Annotated in this window: 20 protein-coding genes and 1 tRNA gene; 13 read left to right on the top strand and 8 right to left on the bottom strand. The window is 65.5% G+C overall.

Features of this window, described 5'->3' with window-relative positions; translation table 11 throughout:
- Positions 1-98 precede the first annotated feature (98 nt).
- A complete protein-coding gene (locus tag C448_RS15160) occupies positions 99-872 on the top strand; it encodes an SDR family NAD(P)-dependent oxidoreductase (RefSeq protein WP_193363146.1) in 774 nt (257 codons plus the stop codon).
- Between the two features lie 153 nt (positions 873-1,025).
- Here C448_RS15160 and glyA read toward each other — a convergent pair whose 3' ends face one another.
- Positions 1,026-2,270, bottom strand: a complete 1,245-nt coding sequence (glyA, locus tag C448_RS15155) for a serine hydroxymethyltransferase (protein ID WP_004056067.1) — start codon at positions 2,268-2,270, stop codon at positions 1,026-1,028.
- A gap of 110 nt (positions 2,271-2,380) precedes the next feature.
- Here glyA and C448_RS15150 point away from each other — a divergent pair, with 110 nt between their 5' ends.
- A complete protein-coding gene (locus C448_RS15150) occupies positions 2,381-4,087 on the top strand; it encodes a YcaO-like family protein (RefSeq protein ID WP_004056065.1) in 1,707 nt (568 codons plus the stop codon).
- A 322-nt stretch (positions 4,088-4,409) separates the two neighbouring features.
- Here C448_RS15150 and C448_RS15145 read toward each other — a convergent pair whose 3' ends face one another.
- Entirely contained in the window at positions 4,410-5,552 is a 1,143-nt protein-coding gene (locus tag C448_RS15145; RefSeq protein WP_004056064.1) for a DUF63 family protein, read from the bottom strand.
- Between the two features lie 98 nt (positions 5,553-5,650).
- Here C448_RS15145 and C448_RS15140 point away from each other — a divergent pair, with 98 nt between their 5' ends.
- Positions 5,651-5,920 (top strand): hypothetical protein, encoded by a 270-nt coding sequence (locus C448_RS15140; protein ID WP_004056063.1) that lies wholly within the window; start codon positions 5,651-5,653, stop codon positions 5,918-5,920.
- A gap of 95 nt (positions 5,921-6,015) precedes the next feature.
- Here C448_RS15140 and C448_RS15135 read toward each other — a convergent pair.
- Positions 6,016-6,099 (bottom strand) — tRNA-Leu (locus C448_RS15135).
- A 149-nt stretch (positions 6,100-6,248) separates the two neighbouring features.
- Here C448_RS15135 and C448_RS15130 point away from each other — a divergent pair.
- The 3 genes from C448_RS15130 to C448_RS15120 all read left to right on the top strand — a co-directional run bounded on the left by C448_RS15130 (position 6,249) and on the right by C448_RS15120 (position 8,055).
- Positions 6,249-6,530: a hypothetical protein gene (locus C448_RS15130; protein ID WP_004056062.1), complete on the top strand. Its 282-nt coding sequence runs from the start codon at positions 6,249-6,251 to the stop codon at positions 6,528-6,530.
- Between the two features lie 67 nt (positions 6,531-6,597).
- A complete protein-coding gene (locus C448_RS15125) occupies positions 6,598-7,170 on the top strand; it encodes a DUF309 domain-containing protein (RefSeq protein WP_004056061.1) in 573 nt (190 codons plus the stop codon).
- 54 nt (positions 7,171-7,224) lie between these two features.
- Complete coding sequence (locus tag C448_RS15120) at positions 7,225-8,055, top strand: M14 family metallopeptidase (protein ID WP_004056060.1); 831 nt, start codon at positions 7,225-7,227, stop codon at positions 8,053-8,055.
- Here C448_RS15120 and C448_RS15115 read toward each other — a convergent pair whose 3' ends face one another.
- Both C448_RS15115 and C448_RS15110 read right to left on the bottom strand, forming a co-directional pair.
- Complete coding sequence (locus tag C448_RS15115) at positions 8,056-8,505, bottom strand: UPF0179 family protein (RefSeq protein ID WP_004056053.1); 450 nt, start codon at positions 8,503-8,505, stop codon at positions 8,056-8,058.
- A 48-nt stretch (positions 8,506-8,553) separates the two neighbouring features.
- Positions 8,554-8,940: a DUF5820 family protein gene (locus C448_RS15110; RefSeq protein WP_004056051.1), complete on the bottom strand. Its 387-nt coding sequence runs from the start codon at positions 8,938-8,940 to the stop codon at positions 8,554-8,556.
- 265 nt (positions 8,941-9,205) lie between these two features.
- On the opposite strand from C448_RS15110, the gene C448_RS15105 reads away from it, so the two are divergent.
- The 5 genes from C448_RS15105 to C448_RS15085 all read left to right on the top strand — a co-directional run bounded on the left by C448_RS15105 (position 9,206) and on the right by C448_RS15085 (position 17,590).
- The gene (locus C448_RS15105) at positions 9,206-11,281 is read left to right on the top strand and encodes a PrkA family serine protein kinase (RefSeq protein ID WP_004056050.1); all 2,076 of its coding nucleotides are present in this window, start codon (positions 9,206-9,208) and stop codon (positions 11,279-11,281) included.
- Positions 11,281-13,572 carry a PrkA family serine protein kinase gene (locus tag C448_RS15100; RefSeq protein WP_004056048.1) on the top strand — a complete coding sequence of 764 codons (2,292 nt, stop codon included), beginning with the start codon at positions 11,281-11,283 and terminating at the stop codon, positions 13,570-13,572. Before C448_RS15105 ends, C448_RS15100 begins: the two co-directional genes overlap by 1 nt.
- The gene (locus C448_RS15095) at positions 13,563-14,873 is read left to right on the top strand and encodes a YeaH/YhbH family protein (RefSeq protein ID WP_004056046.1); all 1,311 of its coding nucleotides are present in this window, start codon (positions 13,563-13,565) and stop codon (positions 14,871-14,873) included. Before C448_RS15100 ends, C448_RS15095 begins: the two co-directional genes overlap by 10 nt.
- Positions 14,866-16,857 carry a SpoVR family protein gene (locus tag C448_RS15090; protein ID WP_004056044.1) on the top strand — a complete coding sequence of 664 codons (1,992 nt, stop codon included), beginning with the start codon at positions 14,866-14,868 and terminating at the stop codon, positions 16,855-16,857. Before C448_RS15095 ends, C448_RS15090 begins: the two co-directional genes overlap by 8 nt.
- Positions 16,858-16,942: 85 nt before the next feature.
- Positions 16,943-17,590 carry a helix-turn-helix domain-containing protein gene (locus tag C448_RS15085; RefSeq protein WP_004056043.1) on the top strand — a complete coding sequence of 216 codons (648 nt, stop codon included), beginning with the start codon at positions 16,943-16,945 and terminating at the stop codon, positions 17,588-17,590.
- Positions 17,591-17,620: 30 nt separating this feature from the next.
- Here C448_RS15085 and C448_RS15080 read toward each other — a convergent pair whose 3' ends face one another.
- Together C448_RS15080 and C448_RS15075 are read right to left on the bottom strand one after the other, a co-directional pair.
- A complete protein-coding gene (locus C448_RS15080) occupies positions 17,621-19,219 on the bottom strand; it encodes a long-chain-fatty-acid--CoA ligase (protein ID WP_004056041.1) in 1,599 nt (532 codons plus the stop codon).
- 617 nt (positions 19,220-19,836) lie between these two features.
- Positions 19,837-22,458: a valine--tRNA ligase gene (locus tag C448_RS15075; RefSeq protein WP_004056039.1), complete on the bottom strand. Its 2,622-nt coding sequence runs from the start codon at positions 22,456-22,458 to the stop codon at positions 19,837-19,839.
- Positions 22,459-22,657: 199 nt separating this feature from the next.
- On the opposite strand from C448_RS15075, the gene C448_RS15070 reads away from it, so the two are divergent.
- Entirely contained in the window at positions 22,658-22,942 is a 285-nt protein-coding gene (locus C448_RS15070; protein ID WP_004056037.1) for a hypothetical protein, read from the top strand.
- Positions 22,943-22,984: 42 nt separating this feature from the next.
- On the top strand, positions 22,985-23,977 hold the full coding sequence (locus C448_RS15065) for an NADP-dependent phosphogluconate dehydrogenase (RefSeq protein ID WP_004056035.1): 993 nt from the start codon (positions 22,985-22,987) through the stop codon (positions 23,975-23,977).
- 176 nt (positions 23,978-24,153) lie between these two features.
- Here C448_RS15065 and C448_RS15060 read toward each other — a convergent pair.
- Positions 24,154-24,880: FAD-dependent oxidoreductase (locus C448_RS15060; protein WP_004056033.1), on the bottom strand; the 727-nt coding region annotated here is incomplete at its 5' end.

The following is a 24,880-nucleotide window of genomic DNA, read 5'->3' as shown; positions in this document are numbered from 1 at the left end:
ACACTCGGGTCCAGTGATCCACACACCTAACCGGCTCCCCGTGCGTCCGATTCGGCAAAACGAAACCATGATATATATTGAACGCTTATTCAGTATCGATGGCAGACAGTACCAGTTTGAGCGGATTCGAGGACGCAGTCGCGATCGTGACCGGCGCGAGCTCGGGCATCGGCCGTGCGTCGGCCGAGCGCTTCGCCGCCGAGGGCGCAAGCGTGGTTATCGCCGACGTCGACCGCGAAGGCGGCGAGGAGACCGTCGAGCGCATCGAGAACGACGGCGGCGAGGCGATGTTCGTCGACGTCGACGTCTCCGACGAGTCGTCGGTCGAGGCGATGGTCGAGGAGACCGTCGACACCTACGGCGGACTCGACATCGCGCACAACAACGCCGGCATCAGCCCGTCGTACGCGCCGACGGCCGACGTCTCGGTCGAGGACTGGCAGCAGGTGATCGACATCAACCTCACGGGCGTCTGGCAGTGTCTCAAGGCCGAACTCCCCGCAATGGTCGAAAGCGGCGGCGGTGCGATCGTCAACACCGCCTCGATCGGCGGGCTCGTCGCCAGCGGCAGCGCGCCCTACACGGGCAGCAAACACGGCGTCGTCGGACTCACGAAGACCGCCGCGGTCGAATACGGCGGTCAGGGCGTTCGCGTCAACGCCATCTGTCCGGGCGTCGTCGAGACCCCGATGCAGCAGCAGGCGAGCGAGGACTCGACTGAGGCCGTCGACGCGGTCACCGGGGCGCAGGCACTCAATTGGATGGCCGATCCCGCAGAGATCGCCAACGCCGCCGCATGGCTCTGCTCCGACGAGTCATCGTTCGTGACGGGCCATCCCCTCGCGGTCGACGGCGGACTGGTCGCCCAGTAATCCTCACGGATCGGGCCGCACAGCACCGAGCGGGCGAACACGAGCATCGCTATTATTTCACATCGTCCGAGCTACCTGGTATTGGCAATTATTGTTTCGATGAAGATTGCGTCGCCGGCAGATGATGCTGGTCGAAAACAGTAGCTGAACGTGTCAGTACAGGGGGTGACGGTCGACGAGTGCATCCACGTCGGCCGAGACTTCCTCGCGGACGCCCTCGTCGTCGGGGGCATCGATGACGCGCGCGATGCAGTCGGCGACCTCCCGGCAGGCCTCGGCGTCGAAGCCACGGGTGGTGAGCGCGGGCGTGCCCGCACGAATCCCGCTGGCGACGAACGGGCTGCGGGTCTCGCCGGGCACGGTGTTGGCGTTCAGGACGATGCCGGTCTCCTCTAGGGCCTCCTCGACGTCCTTTCCTGTGGTGTCGGGATGGGAATCACGCAGATCACAGAGCACGAGGTGGGTGTCGGTCCCGCCGGAGACCAGCGAGAGCCCGTGCTCCTGCATGCGGTCGCCGAGCGCCTGGGCGTTCTCGACGACCTGATCGATGTAGTCGTCGAACGCGGGGTTGAGCGCCTCGCCGAAGCCGACGGCCTTGCCGGCGACGTTGTGCATCAGCGGCCCGCCCTGCATGCCGGGGATGATCGCCGAATCGATGTCGTCGCCGTACTCCTCGCGGGCCATCACGATGCCGCCGCGGCCCGCACGGATGGTCTTGTGCGTGCTGCCGGTGACGAAATCCACGGTGCCGACGGGCGAAGGATGGGCTCCCGTCGCGACGAGGCCGGTGATGTGGGCGATGTCGGCGAGATGGTAGGCGTCGACCGCATCGGCGATCGCCTGGAAGCGTTCCCAGTCGACCTCCCGGGGGTAGGCCGAAAAGCCCGTGACGAGCATGTCGGGTTCGAACTCGCTGGCATGGTCCTCGATCTCGTCGAAGTCGAAGCGCCCCGTATCGGGGTCGACCTCGTAATGTTCGACGTCGTAGACCTTCCCGGCGAAGTTCATCGGGTGGCCGTGCGAGAGATGGCCGCCGTGTGAGAGATCGAGCGAGAGGATCTTGTCGCCGGGTTCGAGCGCGGCGTGGTAGACCGCCATGTTCGCCTGCGAGCCGGCGTGGGGCTGGACGTTGACGTACTCGGCCCCCCAGAGCTCCTTCGCGCGGTCGATAGCCAGCTGTTCGACCTCGTCGGCGTACTCGCAGCCGCCGTAGTAGCGCGACCCGGGATAGCCCTCGGCGTACTTGTTGGTGAGTGCACTGCTCTGGGCCTCCATGACTGCTTCACTGACGTGGTTCTCGCTCGCGATCATCGTCAGCGTCTCGCGCTGGCGGTCGACCTCGCCGGCGAGCGCGTCGGCGACTGCCGGGTCCGTCTCGCGTACGTGCTCGTACTCCATACCTCGGTTCCCGGCCCCATCATCAATACAGTATCGGTACGACAACGCCCAGCACGATCGTCGGCCGCCGCAAACGCCGGGTCTTTTCCGACGGGGTGCGTGACTCGGGCATGAACGTCGGCATCGTTGGCTCCGGCCCCGCCGTCGAAGGTATAGAGACTGCACTCGACGACACCGAAACGCACCGAATCGACCCGGATGCTATCCCCGAAACGGACCTCGCAGTCGTCGTCGAGACGGCGGGTGCGACGATCTTCGGGGAAGCGAACGAACTCGCTCGTGAGAGCGCGACGCCGTGGCTCGCGGTCGAGCTCGGTGGCGTCGGCGGCCAAGCGACCTGCGAGGCTGCCATCACCGGGTTCGGTCCCGAAACGGCCTGCTACGACTGCCTGCGTACGCGCGTCGCGGCGAACGCGGACGACACCGATGAGGAGAACGATCCGAGCATTGATCCCGCGACTGCCCGGCTGGCCGGCGCACGCGCGGGCTACGAGGCCAGCCGCCTGATTGCGGGCGAGCGATCGACCGCTATGGGTGGCGTCATCGAACTGCCACACGCCGAGCGACGACTCCTGCCGGTGCCGGACTGCGATTGTGCCGTCGATCGGGATCGGGAGCTGCGACGCGGACACGAGGATCGCGGGCTCGACGACGCGCTCGGGCGAGCCGAGGCCGCCCTCGACGAGCGCGTCGGCATCGTCCGTGAGGTCGGCGAGATCGCCTCCTTCCCCGCACCGTACTACCTCGCGCGAGTGGGCGAGACGGCGGGCTTCAGCGACGCGAGCGCGGCGAGCGAGGCCGCCGGCGTCGCTGCCGACTGGGATCGTGCGTTCATGAAGGCGCTCGGCGAGGCGCTCGAACGGTACAGCGCCGGTGTCTATCGCACTGACGCGTTCGAGTACGGTGCGTCGTCGGAGATCGAGGGAGCCGTCCCGCCGTCGTCGTTCGTGCTGCCGGAAGGTGCGGAGACGGATGCGATGGCATCGATATCGTGGGCTCCCGGCGAGAACCTCGCGACCGGTGAATCGGTCCGTCTGCCGGCGGAATTCGTCCAGTTCCCGCCGCCGGAACACCGCCACGGGCCGTCGATCACCACGGGGTTGGGGCTGGGAAACTCGGGTACCGAGGCGCTCCTCTCGGGGCTCACGGAGGTCATCGAGCGCGATGCGGCGATGCTCTCGTGGTATTCGACGTACGAACCGCTCGGGCTGGCGGTCGACGACGAGGGGTTCGAGACGCTCGCCCGGCGCGCGCGATCGGAGAGGTTGACGGTCACGCCCGTGTTACTCACGCAGGACATCGACGTTCCGGTGGTCGCCGTTGCGGTCGAACGCGACGAGTGGCCCCGGTTCGCGGTCGGGTCGGCGGCGGGGTTTGATCCCGACGAGGCCGCGCGGTCGGCGCTCGCCGAGGCGCTCCAGAGCTGGATGGAACTGCGCGCGATGGGCCCGGAGGAGGCTGCCGAGGCCGAGGGCGAAATCGGTCGGTACGCCGATACGCCCGGCCCGGCAGCGGACTTTTTCGCCGTCGAGAACCGCGTTCCGGCCGCGAGCGTCGGACCCGAGACCGTGCTGACGGGCCAGGACGCGCTCGATACGCTGGTCGATTGCGTAACCGAAGCCGGGCTCGATGTCTACGGTGCGCGACTCACGCCGAGAGACGTCGAATCGCTTGGCTTCGAGGCCGTGCGCGTGCTTGTGCCCGACGCACAGCCACTGTTCACCGACGAGGTTTTCTTCGGCGAGCGTGCCAGCGAGGTGCCGGATGCGCTCGGGTTCGAGCCGCAACTCGACCGCGAGTTCCATCCGTATCCCTGAGCCAGATTGCGGTTTTGGCAGCGGTGCGGTTGCTGTGCGGTGCCTGGCGTCTCGGCGAGCGACGCGAGCCGAGGCTCAGGAGAGCTTGCTCTCCTGGTGGATGAAGGGCGAGGCTCCGAGCGTAGCGAGGAGCCGAGGGCTTCTGCGGTGCTGTGGGGTCTGTGGTTGCGGTGGTGTGCTGGTGGAACGTCCGCGCGAACGCAGTGAGCGCGGTTCACCGCTCGCGCGGTTTGCGAGCGGGGTTTTTGGTCCAGATTTTTGCGAACCCCCTTGCGAGCGAACGGAGTGAGCGAGCAACGGGGGTGAAGTAAAAAGGTGGTCTCTAGATACCGAACGTCGCCCGGAGCATGTCACGGGTCCCAGGCCCGAGGCCGACGACGAGTACCGCGAGCATCAGGAGGTAGGAGTAACGCGGACTCTCCTCGAAGATCGTCTCGTCGAACAGCCAGATGACGCCGGTGGCGAGGACGAGCTTCACGAGCAGGAACGGCCAGGAGTCGCCGATGACGTCGATGATCGACGGGGGGAAGACCGTCGTGGTGGCACCGACGATGATGGCGTTGATCGGGTGTTTCGCGCTGTATTGGAAGGGGAGCCCGATTGCCTGCGCCCAGTCCGAAGCCAGCACGTTCGCCACGCCGTCGACGGCCTGGGCCCAGAGGATCGCCAGCCCGATGAACCCGGTGCCGGCGTTGAGCGCCGGTGCGAGTCGGTCGATCGCGTAGTAGATGCCGACGGCGAGCCCCGAGGCGATGGCGAGCGTGAGCACGAGCATCTGCGGGTAGAAGGCGACGAACTCGGTCGAGTAGGAAAGAAAGGCGAGATAGGCGAGCGTCACGACGAGTGCGATCGTGCCCATCCCGGCGAGCGCCGGTTCGAACTCGGAGATGACGTCACGGCGGGCGAGGCGGAGGCTGAGGAGGATGGCCGCGAGCGTGACGACGAAGACGGTGAGATAGATGACGGGGCTGATGATGAGCGCGTTCGCGGGATAGGAGATGGCGGCGGTCGCGTCGGCGGGGACGGCGTCGTTGGCGTCCTCGACCACTCGGAGCGCGCCGCCGAACAGCGTGAACGGGATCAGCGCGAAGAAGAGCCGCCTGTCGGTGCCGATGCCGAGCCGGCGCACCAGCAGGAGCACGCCAGCGAGCATGAACAGCAGGACGACGGCGTAGCCGGCCTCGGAGACGAGCGTGTAGCCCGGCTCGGCGACGGTGAGGCCCTGTGCCGCGGCCGCGCGGCAGGTCTCGCTTTTGCCGAAGCGGCGGACCACTCCATCGGCTCGGACCGCACAGAGGGCGTTGTGGGCGTCGGCGTCGATCGGCCCCCAGAAGTATTTCCAGAGAAAGTTCGTATAGACCGCCCGCGGGAAGGCGAGCGCCCCGGCGGCGATGGCGAGGACGCCCACGACGGCCGCCGCGAGCCACGCCCGCACGGGGTCGACCCGGTCCGCTATCGAAGCCATGTTCGGGTGGGTACACGCCCGCCGTTTGACGGTTCCGATTGGGCGCGTCGCTCTCGGCAATGGATGGCTTTACGGCCACGCCCCGCCTCCCTCCGCCGATGAACACACTCGCGAAACGGATCCACAACATCGCACCCGATCCCGTCCACGTGACCTTCGCCGACGATTCGACGGCGACCTTCGAGATGCAGAGTGCCGAGTTCTTTCAGGAAGAGTTCCAGGGGGTTGCCACACCGCTCGACGGGGATCGCGAACACCGCATCGTCGCTGGCGGCTCCGACACCGATGAAGTCGTCGTCGGCCGCGAGCGCGACGACGGTGGCTTCGAGGAAGTCGGTGAGATCGTCGCAGTCGAGCCTGCCGAGTGAGGTTTTGAAACAGTAGTTGCGAGGGCAAGACGCTCCATCTTGCCCGCACTTTTCGCGCCAGCAGGCGCGCACGTGCCACACGATACGGCACGCAGTGCGAGGGACAGGATTTGAACCCGTGGACCTCTACAGGAGCGGAGCTTGAATCCGCCGCCGTTTCCAGACTTGGCTACCCTCGCACGCAGTTTTCCCTGGCTGTGGCGAGCGTTAAAGCGTTGCGGACGGCGGCGACTACGACGATAGCACCGGGTCTTGATGAAATCGCCACGAATACGAGTGGCCCCAATTGCCGCTATGATTAAGTTCACTCGGTGCCCAGTCGCGCCGAATGGAACCGCCACGGGGAATCTTCGGGATCCCACATGGGTTGCTTTCCTCGCCGGACGAGTGGGCCGCCCTCGCCATCGGACTGCTCGCGCTCGCAGCGGCGACGTTTTACGACGGCGATCTCGATCTCGAACCCGTTTCGGGTGCGGCCATCGTTGGCATCGTCGTCGCGCTTCTCGTCTCATTCATTGCTCCCTCAGTCGTCACGAACGAGTGGCACGTCCCCATCATCGTGGTCCTCGGTGTCATCGCCGGAGCGATAATCGTCCACCGGCGCAGCTGATTCGAGGTATCGGGGACACCCGGGTGAGCGCCGACGAAGTTACCCATCGTGACCCCTGCGTTCCGGTATGGACGAACACACTCGTGACCCATCCGTGGAGCCACCCGACGGAAATCCAACGGGCTGGCGAGCGGACGGGGCGACTACTGCTGCCGACGGCGAGCGGACTGGAGGATCCGCGAGCGGCCAGTGGGAGCACGCCACCCTCCGGCGGGCGCTCGATCACGGCGTGCGCCTCTACAATTCGGGCGAGTTCCACGACTCGCACGATTGTTTCGAGGCTGAGTGGTACAACTACGGCAGCGGCAACACGGAATCGAAGTTCCTGCACGGGATGGTCCAGGTCGCGGCGGGCGCGCACAAACAGTTCGATTTCGAGGACACCGTTGCGTCGAAGACGCAACGAGCAGACGGCGAAGCCGTCGACGAAGCGGGGATGCGCTCGCTCTTCCGGACGGCACTCGACTACTTCGTCGGCGTGCCGAACGACTTCTACGGGGTGGATCTGCTCGACGTTCGCACGACTCTGACGAACGCCTTGGAGGAACCGAGCGCGCTGGCGGGCTGGACGATCCGTCTCGACGGCGAATCGCCGATAGCACGCCCAGCGGATCGCGAGTACGTGGCGGCACTCGACTGACCGCCCATCCGGGTACCGCGGCACTCAAAAAGGGTGGGTGAGTAGTGTGGGTAGATGCGAATCGAGCAGTTGGGCGACGGCGAGCCGGAGATCGCCGTCGTCGGTGGCATTCACGGCGACGAGCCGTGTGGCGTGCGCGCGGTCGAACAGCTCATCGAGCGAGATCCCGACGTCGAGCGACCCGTCAAATGTATCGTCGCCAACGAGGAGGCGCTTGCGGCTGACACCCGGTACGTCGAGGCCGACCTCAACCGAGTGTTCCCGGGCGATCCCGATGGCGACACTCACGAGGAACGGCTCGCGGCAGCCCTGTTGGCGGAGCTCAAGGGCTGTACGACCCTCTCGATGCACTCGACCCAGTCCTACACGGGCACCTTCGCCGTGCTCGCCGAGGAGACGATGGCGCTGGCCCAGTCGATCTGTCCGTATCTCACCCTCGATGCAGCCGTCGACACAAGCGCGTTCACCGAGGGCCGACTGATCGAACACGAACCCGTCATCGAGGTCGAGTGTGGCTATCAGGGCTCCGCGGGAGCCACCGAGCACGCCAGCATGATCGCCGAGGAGTTCCTCGCGGCGCTCGGCGCGCTCCCCGGCGGCGAGCCACACGACGAGGGCGTGCCGCTGTACCGGCTCACCCACCTCATCCCGAAGGGCGCGGCCGACGCCTACGACGTCCCGGCGACGAACTTCGAGCGCGTCGCCGCCGGCGAGACCTACGCGACGATCGACGGAGAGGAGCTCGTCGCCGACGAACCGTTCTATCCCGTGTTGATGTCGCCCAATGGCTACGAGAACGAGTTCGGCTACGCCGCGGAGCTCGACGGACGATTGGGTGGGTCGGCCGCCGGCGACGAGCGCGACCGGCCGGAAACGCCGCGGTAACTACTCCTCGGCGGGTGCGAACTCGACGAGCGAGAGTTCGCGATCGAGATGGCAGTAGTCGTGTGGCGGGTCGCCGATGACCTCTTGGATGCGATATTCGGTGTCGAACGCCGCGCCGGCCGGCTCGCAGTATTCGTGGCTCGGACAGCCGGTGTGGGGACAGGGACCGTCGAGTTTCGCCTTGCTGCCCGCGTAGGCGCTTTTCGGCGACACGTTCGCCATCACGGGTGCGGGCTCGACCTCGACCGCCTGGACGCCGGTGTCGTGGACGCCACATTCGAGGGTCTGGGTGTTCTCGCGGACGCTCGTGACGCGGTATTTCGTTCCCTCGGTGAGGTTGAGACACTGCTCGCGGTAGGGACAGCCTTCACAGGCGCTGGCTTCGCCCTCGTAGGTGAACTCGGTGCCGACGTCGGCGAGACGCGTGCCGACGAGCGTGACCTGTGACATGGCCCGCGCTACGCTGCGAACGTGAATAAGAAACACGTCTCGGCGGCATCACTCCCCCGTGAGCTCGTCGAGTTTCTCGAAGTAGTCCTCGCGGGGCACCTGATAGAGTTCCCGATAGTCGATCTCGCCGTCGGCGAACCGTTCGGCGAGCGCGACGGTGCCGTCGACGGCGTCCGTCCTGGCGTCGTAGTGTTCGGCGTCGCGGTTGACTTCCGGTTCCAGAAACAGCGTGACGACCCACGGATCGGTCGGGTCGGGATCGAGTTCGCTGCCGGGGCGGCGCGAGCGTCGGCCGTGGGTCAGATAGAGCGTCGGCAGGCAGGGTGCAGGGAACTCGTGGCTGTCGAAGACGTCGGGGCGGAAGACGAGGATGCACTGGTCGGCGCTCTCGTTCCAGATCGTCCACGAATCGGGCAGCGCGTCGAACTCGCTCATGGGCACTCTCGGTGGCGAGCGCCCAAATCCTCGGCGGTCGGTGCGGGCGTTGCGTACGGGGATTGTGGGGAAATATGGCAGAAGTAAGGGCAACAGTTATATGTGTTAATCCTTTTTCTCCTACTAGTATTGGTGGGTCATGCTACCGCGGTACGCTGCCACGAACCTCCGGTACGGCTCGCCGATCTCGATGCGCCGCCCACGAACGACACGGACGACTACCCGCGGTGAGCCCGCGCGTGGCTCCCGCGAGAGAGATACAACAATGTCAGGCGACACCAACACGCTCGAAGCGCTCAGCGAGGAGTACCGTGCATCGATCCCGACCGACCTCCGCACGGCGCGCACGTTCCAGTGGTATCTGGACGAACTCCGCGAGGAGCCAGCGATCGCCCGCAACGCCCACCAACGCGTCGCGGACATGTTCGACTTCTACGGCAGCGAGTACGACGAGGAAACGGGCGTCGTCGAGTACCATCTCGCCTCCGAGGATCCGCTCGGTGAGGGCGAGAACACCTTCTACGGCCGCGAGATCCACGAGGCTATCCACGAGTTCGTCAACAAGGCCAAATCCGGCGCACGCGGGCTCGGGCCGGAACGACGCATCAAACTGCTCCTCGGGCCGGTCGGTTCCGGGAAATCGGATTTCGACCGGCAGGTCAGGCGCTACTTCGAGGACTACACGATGCGCGAGGACGGGCGGATGTACACCTTCCGCTGGACGAACCTGGCCGACGTGATCGCCGACCAAGACCCGTCCGACGATGTCGTCCGTTCGCCGATGAACCAAGACCCGCTGGTGCTCCTCCCGCTCGACCAGCGCAAGCGCGTCGTCGAGGAGTTGAACGAGCGCCTCGATGCGCCCTACACCATCCAGAACGAGCAGTCGCTCGACCCCGCGAGCGAGTTCTACATGGATTCCCTGCTCGGCTACTACGACGACGACCTCCAGCAGGTGCTCGAAAACCACGTCGAGGTCATCAGACTCACTGCCGACGAGAACAAGCGCCAGGCGATCGAGACCTTCGAGCCGAAAGACAAGAAAAACCAGGACGAGACCGAACTCACCGGCGACGTCAACTACTCGAAGATCGCGGTCTACGGTGAGTCCGATCCGAGAGCCTTCGACTACTCGGGTGCGTTCTGTAACGCCAATCGGGGCATCTTCTCCGGCGAGGAGCTCCTCAAACTCCAGCGGGAGTTCCTCTACGACTTCCTGCACGCCACCCAGGAGATGACCATCAAACCGAAGAGCAACCCGCGGATGGACATCGACCAGGTGATCGTCGGGCGGACGAACATGCCCGAGTACAAGGAGAAGAAGGGCGACGAGAAGATGGAGGCGTTCAACGACCGCACGAAGCGGATCGATTTCCCCTACGTGCTCCAGTACGACGAGGAGGCGAACATCTACCGGAAGATGCTCGCGAACGCCGACGTGCCCGACATCCACGTTGAGCCCCATACCCTAGAGATGGCGGGCCTGTTCGGCGTTCTCACCCGGATCGAGGAACCCGACTCCGGTACTGTCGATCTCCTCCAGAAGGCCAAAGCATACAACGGCGAGATCGACGAGGCCGAGGACGTCGACGTCAAGAAACTGCGCGAGGAGGCGACCGGGACCGCCGAGATCGGCGAGGGGATGGAGGGGGTGAGCCCGCGGTTCATCGGGGACGAGATATCCGAGGCGATCATGGATTCGATGCACCGGGAGCGAGGGTTCCTCTCGCCGCTGACGACGTTCAACCACCTGGAGGGCAACCTCGAAAACCACGGCTCGATCGCCGAGGACCTCTTCGACACCTACTACCGCTACCTCGAACTCGTCCGCGAGGAGTACAGAGAACGCGCGATCGAGGACGTCCGCCACGCGCTGGCGTACGACCTCGACGAGATCCAGCGCCAGGGCGAGAAGTACATGGATCACGTGATGGCATACATCGACGACGACACCGTCGAGGACGAACTCACCGGGCGCGAACAGGGGCCCGACGAGACCTTTCTTCGCTCCGTGGAGGAGAAACTCGACGTGCCCGAGGACCGGAAGGACGACTTTCGTCAGGAGGTCTCGAACTGGGTCTCGCGGCGCGCACGCGAGGGTGATACGTTCAATCCGCAGGACAACGACCGCCTGCGCCGGGCCTTGGAGCGCAAGCTCTGGGAGGACAAGAAACACAACATCAACTTCTCGGCGCTGGTGTCCTCGGGGGAGATGGACGACGAGGAGCGCAGCGCGTGGATCGACGCGCTGATCGAACAGGGCTACACCCGTGGTGGGGCCAAGGAGGTGCTCGAATTCGCCGGTGCCGAGGTCGCCAAAACCGAACTGGAAGACGAGTGATGAACGACCGAGAGAGCGGCGAGAGCTACGTCACGGCGGCCGACCGCGCGCTCCAGGAGACCTACGAGGAGCCGATGAGCCTCGCCGAATACGTCGATGCGGCGCTCACGGAGCCACGAATCGCCGCCCACGCCGCGAAATATCTCGTCGCCGCCATCGAGGCTGCCGGGACCAGAACCGTGATCGAGGAGGGCGAGGAGACCGAGCGCTACCGGTTCTTCGACGACCCGCACAACGACGGCGAGCACGCGATCCTCGGCAACACCGAGGTGCTCAACGCGTTCGTCGACGACCTGCGCTCGATCGCCGCCGGCCGGGGGAAAGACGAGAAGATCATCTGGCTCGCCGGCCCCACGGCGACGGGCAAGTCGGAGCTCAAACGGTGTCTCATCAACGGGCTGCGCGAGTTCTCGAAGACGGATGCCGGCCGGCGCTACACCGTCGAGTGGAACGTCGCTGGTCTCGGCGAGTCGGCCGGGCTGACCTACGGCGGCGAATACCGCGACGACGAGGACGACTGGTACGAGAGCCCCGTCCAGTCACACCCGCTCACCGTCTTCCCGCCGGAGGTGCGCGCGGAGATCGTCGACGCGCTCAACGAACGTAGCGACGATCACGTTCCGATCGATGTCGAGGGACGCCTCGATCCGTTCTGTCGCGAGGCCTACGATTTCCTCGAAGAGCGCTATCGCCGCGACGGGGTGCGGGATCTGTTCTCGGCCGTGACGGACAGACGCCACCTTCGGGTGAAGAACTACGTCGTCGACGTCGGGCAGGGTATCGGTGTGCTCCATTCGGAGGACGACGGCTCGCCCAAGGAGCGGCTCGTCGGCTCGTGGATGGCGGGGATGGTTCGCGAACTCGATTCGCGCGGGCGAAAGAACCCACAGGCGTTCTCCTACGATGGCGTGCTCTCGCAGGGCAACGGACTGTTGACGATCGTCGAGGACGCCGCCCAGCACGCGGACCTCCTTCGCAAGCTGCTCAACGTGCCCGACGAGGGATCGGTGAAGCTCGACAAGGGGATCGGGATGGACGTCGATACGCAGATGATCATCATCTCGAACCCCGACCTGGAGGCGCAGCTGAACCAGCACGCCGAACGCAACGCCGACGACCCGCTGAAGGCGCTCAAACGCCGCCTCGACAGGCGCGAGTTCGACTACCTGACCAACGTCTCGCTCGAAGCCGAACTCATCAGACGCGAACTCGCGAACGAGACCGGAATCTGGCGTGCCGAGAGCTACGAGGCGCTCGAACGGAAGATCGCCGAACCGGTCACGGTGGCGGTGGGCGGTGACGACGACGACGTCACCACGGTCGAGCTCGCCCCGCACGCGGTCGGGGCGGCCGCGCTCTACAGCGTCGTCACGCGTCTCGACGACGATGACCTCCCGGCGGGGATGGAGCTCGTCGACAAGGCGCTGCTGTTCGATCGCGGCTATCTCCAGCACGGCGACGAACGCACCGAGCGCGAGGCGTTCGATTTCGACGACGACAGCGCCGACGGCGAGAGCGGCGTTCCCGTCACCTACACGCGCGACGTCATCGCCGATCTGCTGTACGCCGAGCGCGAGCGCCACCATGCTGATCTCCCCGTCGAGGACGTCGTCATGCCACAGGACGTTCTGGATGCGATGGCCGCCGAACTGGCCGAAGCACCGGTGTTCTCGACGACCGAGCGCGGCGAGTTCGAGAGTCGCGTCGTCCAAGTGAAAAATCAGGTGTTCGAGCGCCAGCGTGAGGACGTGCTCGAAGCGCTGCTGCACGACAAGCGCGTCGACGAGGAAACCGTCGCCGAATACGTCGAACACGTCTACGCGTGGGCGGCGGACGAACAGGTCGAGAACGACCGCGGCGAGCGTGAGGAACCCGACCCGCTCGTGATGAAGGTCTTCGAGACCGAGCATCTCGGCCGGTTCGGCTCCGAGAGCTACGACGGCAGTCAGCCATCGCCGGCGGTCAGGGAGTTCCGCATGGAGAAGATCATCACCGCCCTCAACCGCCACGCGTGGCACAGCCGCGACGACGAGTTCCGCGCCAGCGACGTCGCGCTCACCGAGATCCCGGTGATCGACACGGTGCTCGGGAGTCACGACTGGGACGACGTCCGAAGGACCTACGAGGACTTCGACCCGCGCCAGTGGGAAGACCCGCCCAGTGGAACCGAGACGGCGCGACTGAAGGAACAGACGATCGAGAAGATGGTCGAACTGTTCGACTACAGCGAGGCGAGCGCCGAGCTGACCAGCCGGCACGTCATGGGACAGGTGAGCTACCGATGGGACTGAGGGAGGATCTCGAACGCTACCGCGAGGTCGGCGAGGATCGCCGCGAGGACCTCGCGGAGTTCATTCAGTACGGCGATCTCGGGGGGAGCGGTCCGGAGTCGGTGCGAGTACCCGTGAAGATCATCGACCTGCCGGGCTTCGAATACGACAAGCGCGATCAGGGTGGCGTCGGACAGGGCGACGGCGACACGCCCCAGCCGGGCCAGCCGGTCGGTCAGCCCGAGCCGGGCGACGAGGAGGGTGAAGCCGGCGAGGAGGGCGGCGAGCACGAATACTACGAGATGGACCCCGAGGAGTTCGCTCAGGAGCTCGACGAGCGGCTGGGGCTCGATCTCGAACCGAAGGGCAAGCGCGTCGTCGAGGAGACCGAGGGTGATTACACCGACGTCAGCAGGACGGGACCGAACAGCACGCTCGATTTCGAGCGGATGTTCAAGGAGGGGCTGAAGCGCAAGCTCGCGATGGACTTCGACCGCGAATACGTCCACGAGGCGCTCAGAGTCGACGGGATGGGGCCCGAGAGCGTCTTCGAGTGGGCGCGCGCCAAGCACCTGCCCGTCTCGCGGGCGTGGCTCGACGACGAGTACGCCAAACTCGCGGCCGGCGAGCGAACGCGCTGGCCGTCGATCGAGACGATGGAGCGAAACGTCGAGGCCGAGGACACCGCCACCCGCATCCGCAAGGAAGGGATCGATCACGTCCCCTTCCGTCGCGAGGACGAGCGCTATCGCTACCCCGAGATCGTCGAGGAACACGAGAAGAACGTCGTCGTCGTGAACATCCGCGACGTCTCGGGGTCGATGCGCGAGCAGAAGCGCGAACTCGTCGAGCGGACGTTCACGCCGCTCGACTGGTATCTGACCGGGAAGTATGATCGCGCCGAATTCGTCTACATCGCCCACGATGCCGAGGCGTGGCGCGTCGAGCGCGAGGAGTTCTTCGGCATCCGCTCTGGAGGAGGAACCAAGATTTCGAGCGCGTACGAGCTCGCGGCGGCGATCCTCGACGAGGAATACCCGTGGAACGACTGGAACAGATACGTGTTCGCGGCGGGTGACTCCGAGAACTCCTCGAACGACACCGAGGAGTACGTGATCCCGCAGATGGAGGCGATCCCGGCCAACCTCCATGCCTACGTCGAGACGCAGCCGTCGGGCAACGCGATCAACGCAACGCACGCCGAGGAGGTCGAACGCCACTTCCACGGTAGCGACAACGTCGCCGTCGCGTACGTCAACGGGCCGGGCGACGTCGTCGACGCGATCGAGACCATCCTGAACACCGAGGACGACAATGAATGACCGCATCAGCGCACAGCGAGCGGCCGACAGCCTCGAAAAGCCGGTGAGCGAGGCCGCGAACCTCGCCCACAAGCTGGGACTCGATCCCTACCGCGTGAACTACTGGATCGTCGACTACGACGAGATGAACGAGCTGATCGCCTACGACGGGTTCCAGACCAGATATCCGCACTGGCGCTGGGGGATGAAATACGACCGCCAGCAGAAACAGAACCAGTTCCTCGGCGGGAAGGCCTTCGAGATCGTCAACAACGACGACCCCTCCCACGCGTTCCTTCAGGAGTCGAACTCGCTGGCCGACCAGAAGGCCGTCATCACCCACGTCGAGGCGCACGCGGATTTCTTCGCGCACAACCAGTGGTTCGGCCTGTTCACCGGCGGCGGAACGCCGGATGCGGCGGCGATGCTCGCGCGACACGCCGACGCGATCGCCGCGTTCATGCGCGATCCCGACATCGAGCGCGAAGCCGTCGAGAGCTGGATCGACACGATCCAATGTCTCGAAACGAACATCGACCGCCATCGGGCGTTCGAGAGTGCGAGCGCGGAGGACGCTCCCAGGATCGAGGACGACGACATCGCCGACCGCCTCGACGAGCTCGATCTCGGGGCCGACGTCGTCAGCGAGGTGTTCGACGACGACTGGCTCGAAGCCCAGCGCGAGGACGAGCCCTCGGGAGCGATCCCGCCCGAGCCCGAACCCGATCTGCTCGCCTTCCTCTTCCGTCACGGGATGGCCTACGACGAGGAGCGCGAGAAGGCCGTCGAGATGGAGGAATGGCAGCGCACAGTTTTAGAATTGCTCCGCCGGGAGGCCTACTACTTCGCCGCCCAGCGGATGACGAAGGTGATGAACGAGGGCTGGGCGGCCTACTGGGAGTCGATGATGATGGGCGAGGAGACGTTTGCCGGCACCGACGAGTTCCTGAGCTACGCTGACCATCAGGCGCGCGTGCTCGCCTCGCCCGGGCTCAATCCGTACAAACTCGGCAAGGAGCTCTGGGAGTATATCGAGAACTCGGTCAACCGTCGCGAGGTCTGCGAGCGCCTGCTCCGGGTGGAGGGGATCACGTGGCGTAACTTCCACGACGTGGTCGATTTCGAGACCGTCGCGGCGGCGCTCGCGCCCGATCCCGTCATCGATCGGATCGCGGGCGACGGGCTCGCGGCGTTCGATCCCGACGACCCGCGCGTCGATGGTGAGGTGCTCGCGGCCGCGGAGAACGGCGAGATCGACGTCGATCGCTATCCCTGGAAACTGCTCACCTACGAGGGGATGGCCGAGCGCCACTACTCGCTCGCCAAACCCCAGAACAGCGGCTTCCTCCAGCGGACGAGCCGCGAGGAGCTCGAACGGATCTCGCGATATCTGTTCGACGATTCGCGCTACGGAACCGTCGACGAGGCGCTCGCCGACGTCGAGTACGCGGCGGGCTGGGATCGCCTCTTCGAGATCCGCGAGAGCCACAACGACGTGACCTTCCTCGACGAGTTCCTCTCCCAGGAGTTCGTCGACGACAACGACTACTTCACCTACGAGTACACGCAGGCGACCGGCGACTACCGGGCGACCTCGACGGACTATGAGGACGTGAAGAAGAAGCTCCTGCTCCAGTTCACCAACTTCGGCAAGCCCACCATCACTGTACAGGACGGCAACTACAACAACCGCAACGAGCTGCTGCTCGCCCACCACTACAACGGCGTGATGCTCGACGTCGAGCAGGCGCGACAGACCCTCGAACGCGTGTTCGATCTCTGGGGACGGCCGGTGAACCTCAAGACGATCGTCAAGGAGCTCGACGATCACGATCTCGAGGTCGCGAAACGCCGCGAGCGCGAACCCGATCCCGACGAGCGCGGCAAGCTCATCCGCTACGACGGCGAGTCGTTTACCGTCGAGGACCTCCCGTGGAGCGAGGTCGAAGGGATCGCCGCGACGGACGTCGATTACGACACGAAACCCGACGAGTGGCTCGCGTGAACGCCCGACCGCCGACGGCGACTCTGCACCATCCGAAAGGGCTATCGTTCGGACCGGTATCAGTACGCATGATGGGACGAGCGCCATGAGGTATTTCGAGTTCACGATCAAACCCGACGACGGGGCGATCCATCCCGTCGATAGCGTCATCATCGAGACGCCCGGCGTCACGCGCGAGGCGCTCGTCCACGTCAACGCGCTCGCCAACGGGACGGGTGTGATGCTCTACCGGCTCCGTGGCGATCCAGAGAGGCTCCAAGCGCGCCTCGACGGCCATCCGGAGCTACTCTCGTGTTCGTCGATCGCCGTCGAGGGCGAGACGTTCCACTTCTACGTCCACGTCAAGCCGGGCCAGCCCGCCGGCCAGCTGATGTCCGTCGCCCAGAAATACGCCCTGATGGTCGTCCCGCCGCTGGCGTTCGTCGAGGGTGGGCTCCGGATCACCGTCGTCGGCACTCACGAGATGCTCCAACAGGCGCTCGAAGAGCTGCCCGCGGAGACGCGCATCACCGTCGAACAGGTCGGCGAATATTCGCCCGACGAGCGGAACGTACTCTCGCTGCTGACCGACCGCCAGCTCGAAGTGTTCGAGACCGCTATCGAGAGCGGCTATTACGAGGTGCCGCGGCAGGCGACTCACGAGGACATCGCCGGCACGCTCGACTGTGCGCCGAGTACGGTCGACGAACATCTCCGAAAGGCCGAATCGCGAATCCTTACGTCGCTCATCTGAAACTCGTGAACCGGCTCGGTCTCGCCCGATTCAGCCCTGTCCGACCAAGCGCTCCTCGTCCTCCCAGTAGTCCTCGCGGAGTTCGTATTTCTGGACCTTGCCGGTCGCGGTCTCGGGCAGGTCGTCGACGAAATCGACGGTCTTCGGGACCTTGTACCGTGCGAGATGGTCGCCGGCGAACTCACGGACGGCTTCGCCCGTGAGCTCGGCGTCGGGTTTCTCGACGACGAGTGCCGTCACCGCCTCGCCCCACTCGTCGCTCGGCGTGGGGATGACGGCCGCCTTGGCGATGTCGGGGTGGTCGTAGAGGACGTCCTCGACGGCGATCGAGGAGACATTCTCGCCACCGGAGATGATGATGTCCTTCTCGCGGTCCTGGATCGCCACCATCCCGTCCTCGTCCATCGTCGCGAGATCGCCAGTGTGGAAGTAGCCCGGTAGTTTGGCCGTGAACGCCTCCTCGGTCGCCTCGGGCTTGTTGAGATAGCGATCCATCACCTGATTGCCCTTGACGACGATTTCACCGAGTGTCGATCCGTCGCGCGGCACGTCGTGGCCATCGTCGTCGACCACCCTGACGTCGGTGGCGAGCACCTCGCTGCCCTGCTTCACCTTGAGATCACGCCCGTGCTCGGCGAGTCGCCGTGGCGAGTTCGAGGAAGTGATCAGCGGCGCGGTCTCGGTCAGTCCGTAGAGATGGATGACCCGCCAGCCGATGTCGTCCTCAATGCTGGAGAGGGTGGCGGTCGCGGGCGCGCTGCCGGCGGTGGCGATGCGCACGTCGCGCTCGCCGGTCGTCACGACGTCGGGGTTCTCGTCGTAGTGGGCGATGAGCCGGTTGAGAACTGTTGGAGCGCCACACATGTAGGAAACGTCGTACTCGCGCACGCGACGGAGCGTCCCCTCCGGCTCGAACGTGCGCTGGCAGACGTGGGTCGCCCCCGTTCCGGTGATGGCGTAGGTGTGGCCCCAGCCATTACAATGGAACATCGGCAACGTCCAGAGATAGGTATCGTCGTCGCGGATCTCCTTGTGCTGGTTGAGCACGAGCGCGTGCCAGTGCTCGGTCCGATGGGTCCGGACGACACCCTTCGGATCGCCGGTCGTCCCCGACGTGTAGTTGATCGAGGCGTCGTCATCCTCGGAAATATCGGGCCGTTCGGGCCGTTCAGCCGGCTGAGCCGCAAGCCACTCCTCGTAATCCAGCCAGTCGCCGTCGATGGCGTCGGCCTCGTAGCCGACGAACGACTCGACAGGCACCGACTCGCGCACCGCCTCGACGTTCTCCGCGTACTCGTGATCGGCGATGACGACATCGGCCTCGCAGTCGTTCAGGATGTAGTCGAAATCGTCTGGCACCAGCAGGTAGTTCATCGGGACGAACACGGCCCCGAGCTGGTTCACGCCGTAGAGCGTTTCGAGGAAGTAATGCGTGTTCGGCGAGAGCAACGCAACCCGATCGCCCTGCTCGACACCCATCTCGCGCAGGGCGTGTGAGACCTGATTCACCCGCTCGGCGAACTCGCCGTACGTGTATTCGGTGCCGTCGTGAGCGACCACACCGACGACGTCCGAATAGAGATCGACCGCCCGATCCAGGAAGTCGGTCGTTAGCATTTCCACCTTCATGAACTATCCAACACTCTTCGCGGGCGGCGACTAATGCCTTTCGCCCACTTTTTTACTCCTCGGGTGGCCTCCCTGCGGTCGGCCACCACTCGTCGCAAAAACCTGGACTAAAAACCCCCGCTCATTCGCGCTTCGCGCTCACTCGCGGTGAACCGCGCTCGCTGCTCACGGTTCACTTCGTTCACCGTTCGCTTTCCGAGGTTCTCCCTCCGGTCGAACCTCGCTCCGCTCGCGCGGAAACCAACCGCCCCCGCAACCCGCACAGCACCGCCGAAGCCCTCGACCGCGAAGCGGTCTCGCCCTTCATCCGCCAGGAGAGCATAGTCGTTCGAGAGAGCGAAGCTCTCTCGTGATGTCGTCAGAACGTGATACGTTCTGACTGCAAGTCGAGCTTTGCTCNCCAGGAGAGCATAGTCGTTCGAGAGAGCGAAGCTCTCTCGTGATGTCGTCAGAACGTGATACGTTCTGACTGCAAGTCGAGCTTTGCTCCACAATGACGAAAGACGCTTCGCGTCTTTCGAACCACTCTCCTGAGCCTCGCCTCGCTTCGCTCGCCGAGACGCCAGGACTGCACCGCAACCGCCGCCGACGGGACCGCATCGGCGGCACCCACCGAGTCAGGGGAAGACGAGCACCGTCGCGCCGTCGGCGTCGAGCACTTCGACGGTCTCGCCCGCCGCGCGCTGCTCATGGCGGACGTCGACCGCGTCGCCGTCGAGCACCACGACTTCACCGTTGGCGTCGAGTTCGATCTCACCCTGTTCGCGCTTCTGTGCCGCGATGTCCCCGGGATCGGCGTCTTCGAGCGCGCCGACGACCGCACCTGCTTGATCGCGGAATTTCGGGCCGATCGTGCTGTGATCAGGGTCGGTCTCGACGGGCACCATCTCGATGTCCGGCTCGCCCGCCGCGACCTCGATCGGGGCGTTGACCGTCGCGCGCAGATCGCCGGTGTCGAACTCGTCGATGCCGTCGTCGGGATAGATCTCAACGCGATCGAGGTCGGCGTTGAGCGCCATCCCGGCCTCGGATTTCCACGCCCGGACCGCACTCGCCACCGCCGCGATGCGCTCGCCACGGGCCTCAACGCTCTCGTCTTCAGCATCGAGTTCAGGCCACCCGGCCGCGTGGACGCTCCCCGACGTTCCGGGGAGATGGCGGTAGGTCTCCTCGGCGAGAAACGGCGAGAACGGTGCGAGCATGCGGATCGACGCCGAGAGCACGGTCGAGAGCGTTTGCCGAGCGGCGGCTTGCTCCTCGGGAGTCCCCTCGTAGAGCCGACCCTTGACCAGTTCGAGGTAGTCGTCGGCGAGGTCGTGCCAGACGAACTCCCTGACCGTCCGGAGCGCGCGATCGAACCGATGCTCGTCCATGTCGGCGGCCACGTCGTCGGCGATGCGCGCACACTTCGAGTGAATCCACCGGTCCGTGTCGGTGTAGGACGGCTCCGCCTCGTCGGCAGCGTCGAGGTGATCGCTCGCGAAGCGCGTGATGTTCCAGAGCTTCGTCAGGAATCGCGAGGCGCTCGTCACCTCCTTGTGCTGGAACTGGATGTCCGAACCGGGCTGGCCGCCGAGCGCGATCGCCTGCCGGAACGCGTCGGCCGACTGCTCCTCGACGACGTCGATCGGTGCGACCGAGTTGTCCTTCGATTTGCTCATCTTGTTGCCGTCGGTCCCAAGGACCATCCCGTTGATCAGCGCCTCCTCCCACGGCTTCTCGTCTTCGAGCGCCGCCGTCCGGAGGATCGTGTAGAACGCCCACGTCCGGATGATGTCGTGGCCCTGCTCGCGGAGCTGGACCGGCTCGAAGGACTCTTCGGGCCACCCGGCCGCGTGGAGCGCCGAGATCGACGAGTCCATCCAGGTGTCCATCACGTCGGTCTCGCCGGTCCACTCGCTTGCTCCACACTCCGGACACTCGGTAGCGGGGTCGTCCTCGGTCGGTTTCGCGGGCAGATCGTCCAGCGTGGCGATATGCCAATGGCCACAGTCGTCGCACGACCACGCCGGGATCGGGGTGGCGAACACGCGCTGGCGCGAGATCACCCAGTCCCAATCCATCCCCTCGGTCCACTCCTCCAGTCGACCGTACATGTGCTCGGGCACCCACTCGATCTCCTTCGCCTTCGAGAGGATCTCGTCCTGATCGACGCGGACGAACCACTGCTCCTTCGAGAGGATCTCGATCGGTGTGTCACACCGCCAGCACGCACCCACGGACTGCTCGATCGGCTCCTCGTCTTCGAGGTAGCCCTCCTTCTGGAGCGCGGTCGTGATCTCCGCCTTCGCTTCGTCGAGGTCGAGCCCGCCGAACTCCGCGACGCTCTCGTCGAGACGACCGTCCTCGGTCACGACAGGTCGGAGGTCGAGGTCGTACTCGGCCCACCAATCGACGTCCTGCTTGTCGCCGAAGGTGCAGATCATCACCGCTCCCGTCCCGAACTCGCCGTCGACGGCCTCGTCGGCGATCAGTTCGACTTCCTGCCCAAAGAGCGGCACCTCGAAGCTGTCGCCGATGCGGTCGGCGTAGCGCTCGTCGTCGGGATCGACCGCCATGCCGACACAGGCCGCGAGCAACTCGGGGCGCGTCGTCGCGATCTCGAGATCGTCGTTGTCGATGCCGGAGAATCGAACGGTCGCGAGCGTTCCCTGGCTGTCGACGTTCTCGACCTCGGCGTCGGCGATGGCCGTCTCACAGCGCGGACACCAGTTGACGGGATGCTCGTCGCGATGGACGTAGCCCTTCTCCGCCATCTCGACGAACGAGCGCTGGGTCTTCGCCCAGTAATCGGGATCCATCGTCTGAAACTCCTGCTCCCAGTCCTGAGAGAAGCCCAGACGCTGCATCGTCTCCTTCATCGCGTCGATCTGGCCCTCCGTGTGTTCGATACAGAGTTCCCGGAACTCCTCGCGCGAGACGTCCGTCCGTCGGATGCCCTGGTTCTCCTCGACCTTCACCTCGGTGGGCAGGCCGTGGCAGTCCCAGCCCTGGGGGAAGGAGACGTTCTCGCCCTGGAGACGGTGGTACCGGGCGGCGAAGTCCATGTAACACCAGCCGAGCGCGTTCCCGATGTGGAAGTCACCTGTGGGATACGGCGGTGGCGTGTCGATGACGTACTGCGTGTCAGTATCGGTGGTTTCGTCGTCATCGTAGCGATACAGCTCGGAATCAGCCCACTCCTCGCGCCACTTGGCTTCGAGGGTGGTTGGGTCGTAGCTCTCTGCTAGCTCTGTCATGGTGAGAATGCCTGCGGCCGGTCAAGTAACGGTGTCGAAACGGCGGTTCGATCAGCGACGTACTACCGCTGCCATCGCATCCATAGCCCATCCACGCGAGTCGGTCGGATAAACGTTCGCGTTCTGCGGGTCACGCAGCAAGCCCACGCTATCTCGCCGGAGCCGTCAGCGACTTGGTTGTGAAAAGCTATCAATAGACATGAATCTGCTCTTCCGCGTGCTCGTCGGCGCGTTCGTCTGTGTCGCGCCATCGCTGCTGTTTCTGGGGCTCTGGCACGGCCTCCAGCGGATGCAGGACGGCGAGTTCATCGAGCAGGTCGCGGGCCATCACGGAACGACCGTCGAGGATCTGTTGCCGACCACTTCCAGCACACGCGAACTCGACTCGACCGAACGGCGACGGTTGCGGCGCATGGCCGTCGAGGGCGACGGCGCATCCGGGTTCGACGATGCGCACGCGACCGAGGAGGAGCCACCCGGATAGCGGAACCACAACCCCTACCTGCGCGCCCGCGGAGGGAGGGGTATGCAACTGGGCGTCGTCGGACTCGGGCGGATGGGACGGATCGTCGCCGGGCGCGCACTCGATGGTGGCCACGACGTGATCGCCTTCGACACGGACGAGCAAGCGGTCGCGGCCGCCGCCGAGGTCGGTGCCGAACCGGCCGACTCCGTCCCGGAGCTCGCCGAGACACTCGGCGACGAGAAACGAATCTGGCTGATGGTGCCCGCCGGCGACGCCATCGACGCCGTGCTCGCCGATCTCGAATCCCATCTCGACGGCGACGACGTCGTGATCGACGGCGGCAACTCCCACTTCGAGGCGTCGGTCCGTCGGGCCGAATCGACCCCGGCGGCGTATCTCGACTGCGGGACATCGGGCGGACCGGCGGGTGCGGAGGTCGGTTTCTCGCTGATGATCGGTGGTCCGGAATGGGCGTACGAGGAGCTGTCGCCCGTGTTCGACGCCGTGGCCACCGGACCAGCGGGCCACGACAGGATGGGACCGGCGGGCTCGGGCCACTACGTGAAGATGATCCACAACGGTGTGGAGTACGCGCTGATGGAGGCCTACGGTGAGGGGTTCGAACTGCTTCACGACGGTCGGTACGACCTCGATCTCGAATCGGTCGCGCGCACGTGGAACAACGGCGCGGTGATCCGCTCGTGGCTGCTCGAACTCTGCGAGGAGGCGTTCGCCGAGGAGGGCACCGACTTGGATACCGTCGCCGACCACGTTGCGGGTGGTTCGACGGGCACGTGGACTGTCCAGGAAGCGCTCGCCCAGGAGATCCCCGTACCGCTCATCTACACCGCGCTCGCCGAGCGGTTCGGCTCCCCCCCCCCCCCCCCCCCCCCCCCCCCCCCCCCCCCCCCCCCCCCCCCCCCCCCCCCCCCCCCCCCCCCCNCCGCGCTCGCCGAGCGGTTCGGCTCGCGATCTGACGGCCGGTTCGCCCGCCAGCTCGCCAATCGCCTGCGCTACGGCTTCGGTCGCCACGAGGTCGCTCGGAGCGAGTGATCGAGCGAGAGCGACAGTAACCGAACGGGGAGCACCGCGACCCGTGAGGACAGAGGTCGCTCGAAAGGAATAACTGCAACACAGCAGCACCGCCGAAGCCCTCAACCACTCACTTCGTTCGTGGTTTCGCCCTTCATCCACCAGGAAACCGCAGCCGCCCGCTGCCGCAGCCGGGTTCAGTCGCGCTGGCCGCCGTCGCCGACGGCCGTGGCCGCCTGGCGCTGTTCGAGTTCGTCTTTTTCGGCGATGCGGTCCGCACAGGCGAATCCGGCGCGAATTCCGCCGTTCAGGCTTCGTTCGGGGTACTGGGCGCGACTCGCCATCCCAGCATAGTAGACGCCGTCGGCCACCTCGCTGGCAAGGTCGTAGGGAATCACCATGTCGAGATAGCCGCGCTCGTAGACCGGCGCAGTGCGGGGGTTTCTGGCCGTCTCGATCCAGTTGACGCTGCTGCGATCGAAGTCGGGAAAGAGGTCTTCGATGCCCGAAAGCCACGTCGCCTCGACGGCTTCGTCGCTCATCCGCCAGAGTTCCTCTTCGGAATCTTGGACGTAGCTCACCGCGTAGAGCAGGTGTTCGCCGCCGTAGCGCGCCGCCGGCACGAAGTTCGTGTGTTCGATGAGCGCGCCGAACGGGGCTTCGTCGGCGATGTTGAGCCAGTAGGTGTCCATCAGCGACTCGGAGAGCGAGATTACCGAACAGACCGTTCCCTGGAAATCGATCTCGCAGGTGTACCCTGTGAGATCCTCCAGGACGTTGGGCATCGCCGCGACGACGACCTCGTCGACCGCGTGGGTTTCGGTCTCGCCATCGGTCGCGACGGTGAGCGATTCGACCTCGCCACCAGTCGTGTCGAGATCCGTGACGCGCGTGCCGGTCTCGATGTTCTCGCGCCCGACCGCC

Source organism: Halococcus morrhuae DSM 1307, from assembly GCF_000336695.1.
Taxonomy (GTDB): domain Archaea; phylum Halobacteriota; class Halobacteria; order Halobacteriales; family Halococcaceae; genus Halococcus; species Halococcus morrhuae.
This window is presented reverse-complemented; position numbering and strand designations above follow the sequence as displayed.

Excerpts from the sequence above, each read along its gene's own strand:
- C448_RS15160 (WP_193363146.1), top strand. The coding sequence starts at position 99 with ATGGCAGACAGTACCAGTTTGAGCGGATTCGAGGACGCAGTCGCGATC.
- glyA (WP_004056067.1), bottom strand. The coding sequence starts at position 2,270 with ATGGAGTACGAGCACGTACGCGAGACGGACCCGGCAGTCGCCGACGCG.
- C448_RS15150 (WP_004056065.1), top strand. The coding sequence starts at position 2,381 with ATGAACGTCGGCATCGTTGGCTCCGGCCCCGCCGTCGAAGGTATAGAG.
- C448_RS15145 (WP_004056064.1), bottom strand. The coding sequence starts at position 5,552 with ATGGCTTCGATAGCGGACCGGGTCGACCCCGTGCGGGCGTGGCTCGCG.
- C448_RS15140 (WP_004056063.1), top strand. The coding sequence starts at position 5,651 with ATGAACACACTCGCGAAACGGATCCACAACATCGCACCCGATCCCGTC.
- C448_RS15130 (WP_004056062.1), top strand. The coding sequence starts at position 6,249 with ATGGAACCGCCACGGGGAATCTTCGGGATCCCACATGGGTTGCTTTCC.
- C448_RS15125 (WP_004056061.1), top strand. The coding sequence starts at position 6,598 with ATGGACGAACACACTCGTGACCCATCCGTGGAGCCACCCGACGGAAAT.
- C448_RS15120 (WP_004056060.1), top strand. The coding sequence starts at position 7,225 with ATGCGAATCGAGCAGTTGGGCGACGGCGAGCCGGAGATCGCCGTCGTC.
- C448_RS15115 (WP_004056053.1), bottom strand. The coding sequence starts at position 8,505 with ATGTCACAGGTCACGCTCGTCGGCACGCGTCTCGCCGACGTCGGCACC.
- C448_RS15110 (WP_004056051.1), bottom strand. The coding sequence starts at position 8,940 with ATGAGCGAGTTCGACGCGCTGCCCGATTCGTGGACGATCTGGAACGAG.
- C448_RS15105 (WP_004056050.1), top strand. The coding sequence starts at position 9,206 with ATGTCAGGCGACACCAACACGCTCGAAGCGCTCAGCGAGGAGTACCGT.
- C448_RS15100 (WP_004056048.1), top strand. The coding sequence starts at position 11,281 with ATGAACGACCGAGAGAGCGGCGAGAGCTACGTCACGGCGGCCGACCGC.
- C448_RS15095 (WP_004056046.1), top strand. The coding sequence starts at position 13,563 with ATGGGACTGAGGGAGGATCTCGAACGCTACCGCGAGGTCGGCGAGGAT.
- C448_RS15090 (WP_004056044.1), top strand. The coding sequence starts at position 14,866 with ATGAATGACCGCATCAGCGCACAGCGAGCGGCCGACAGCCTCGAAAAG.
- C448_RS15085 (WP_004056043.1), top strand. The coding sequence starts at position 16,943 with ATGAGGTATTTCGAGTTCACGATCAAACCCGACGACGGGGCGATCCAT.
- C448_RS15080 (WP_004056041.1), bottom strand. The coding sequence starts at position 19,219 with ATGAAGGTGGAAATGCTAACGACCGACTTCCTGGATCGGGCGGTCGAT.
- C448_RS15075 (WP_004056039.1), bottom strand. The coding sequence starts at position 22,458 with ATGACAGAGCTAGCAGAGAGCTACGACCCAACCACCCTCGAAGCCAAG.
- C448_RS15070 (WP_004056037.1), top strand. The coding sequence starts at position 22,658 with ATGAATCTGCTCTTCCGCGTGCTCGTCGGCGCGTTCGTCTGTGTCGCG.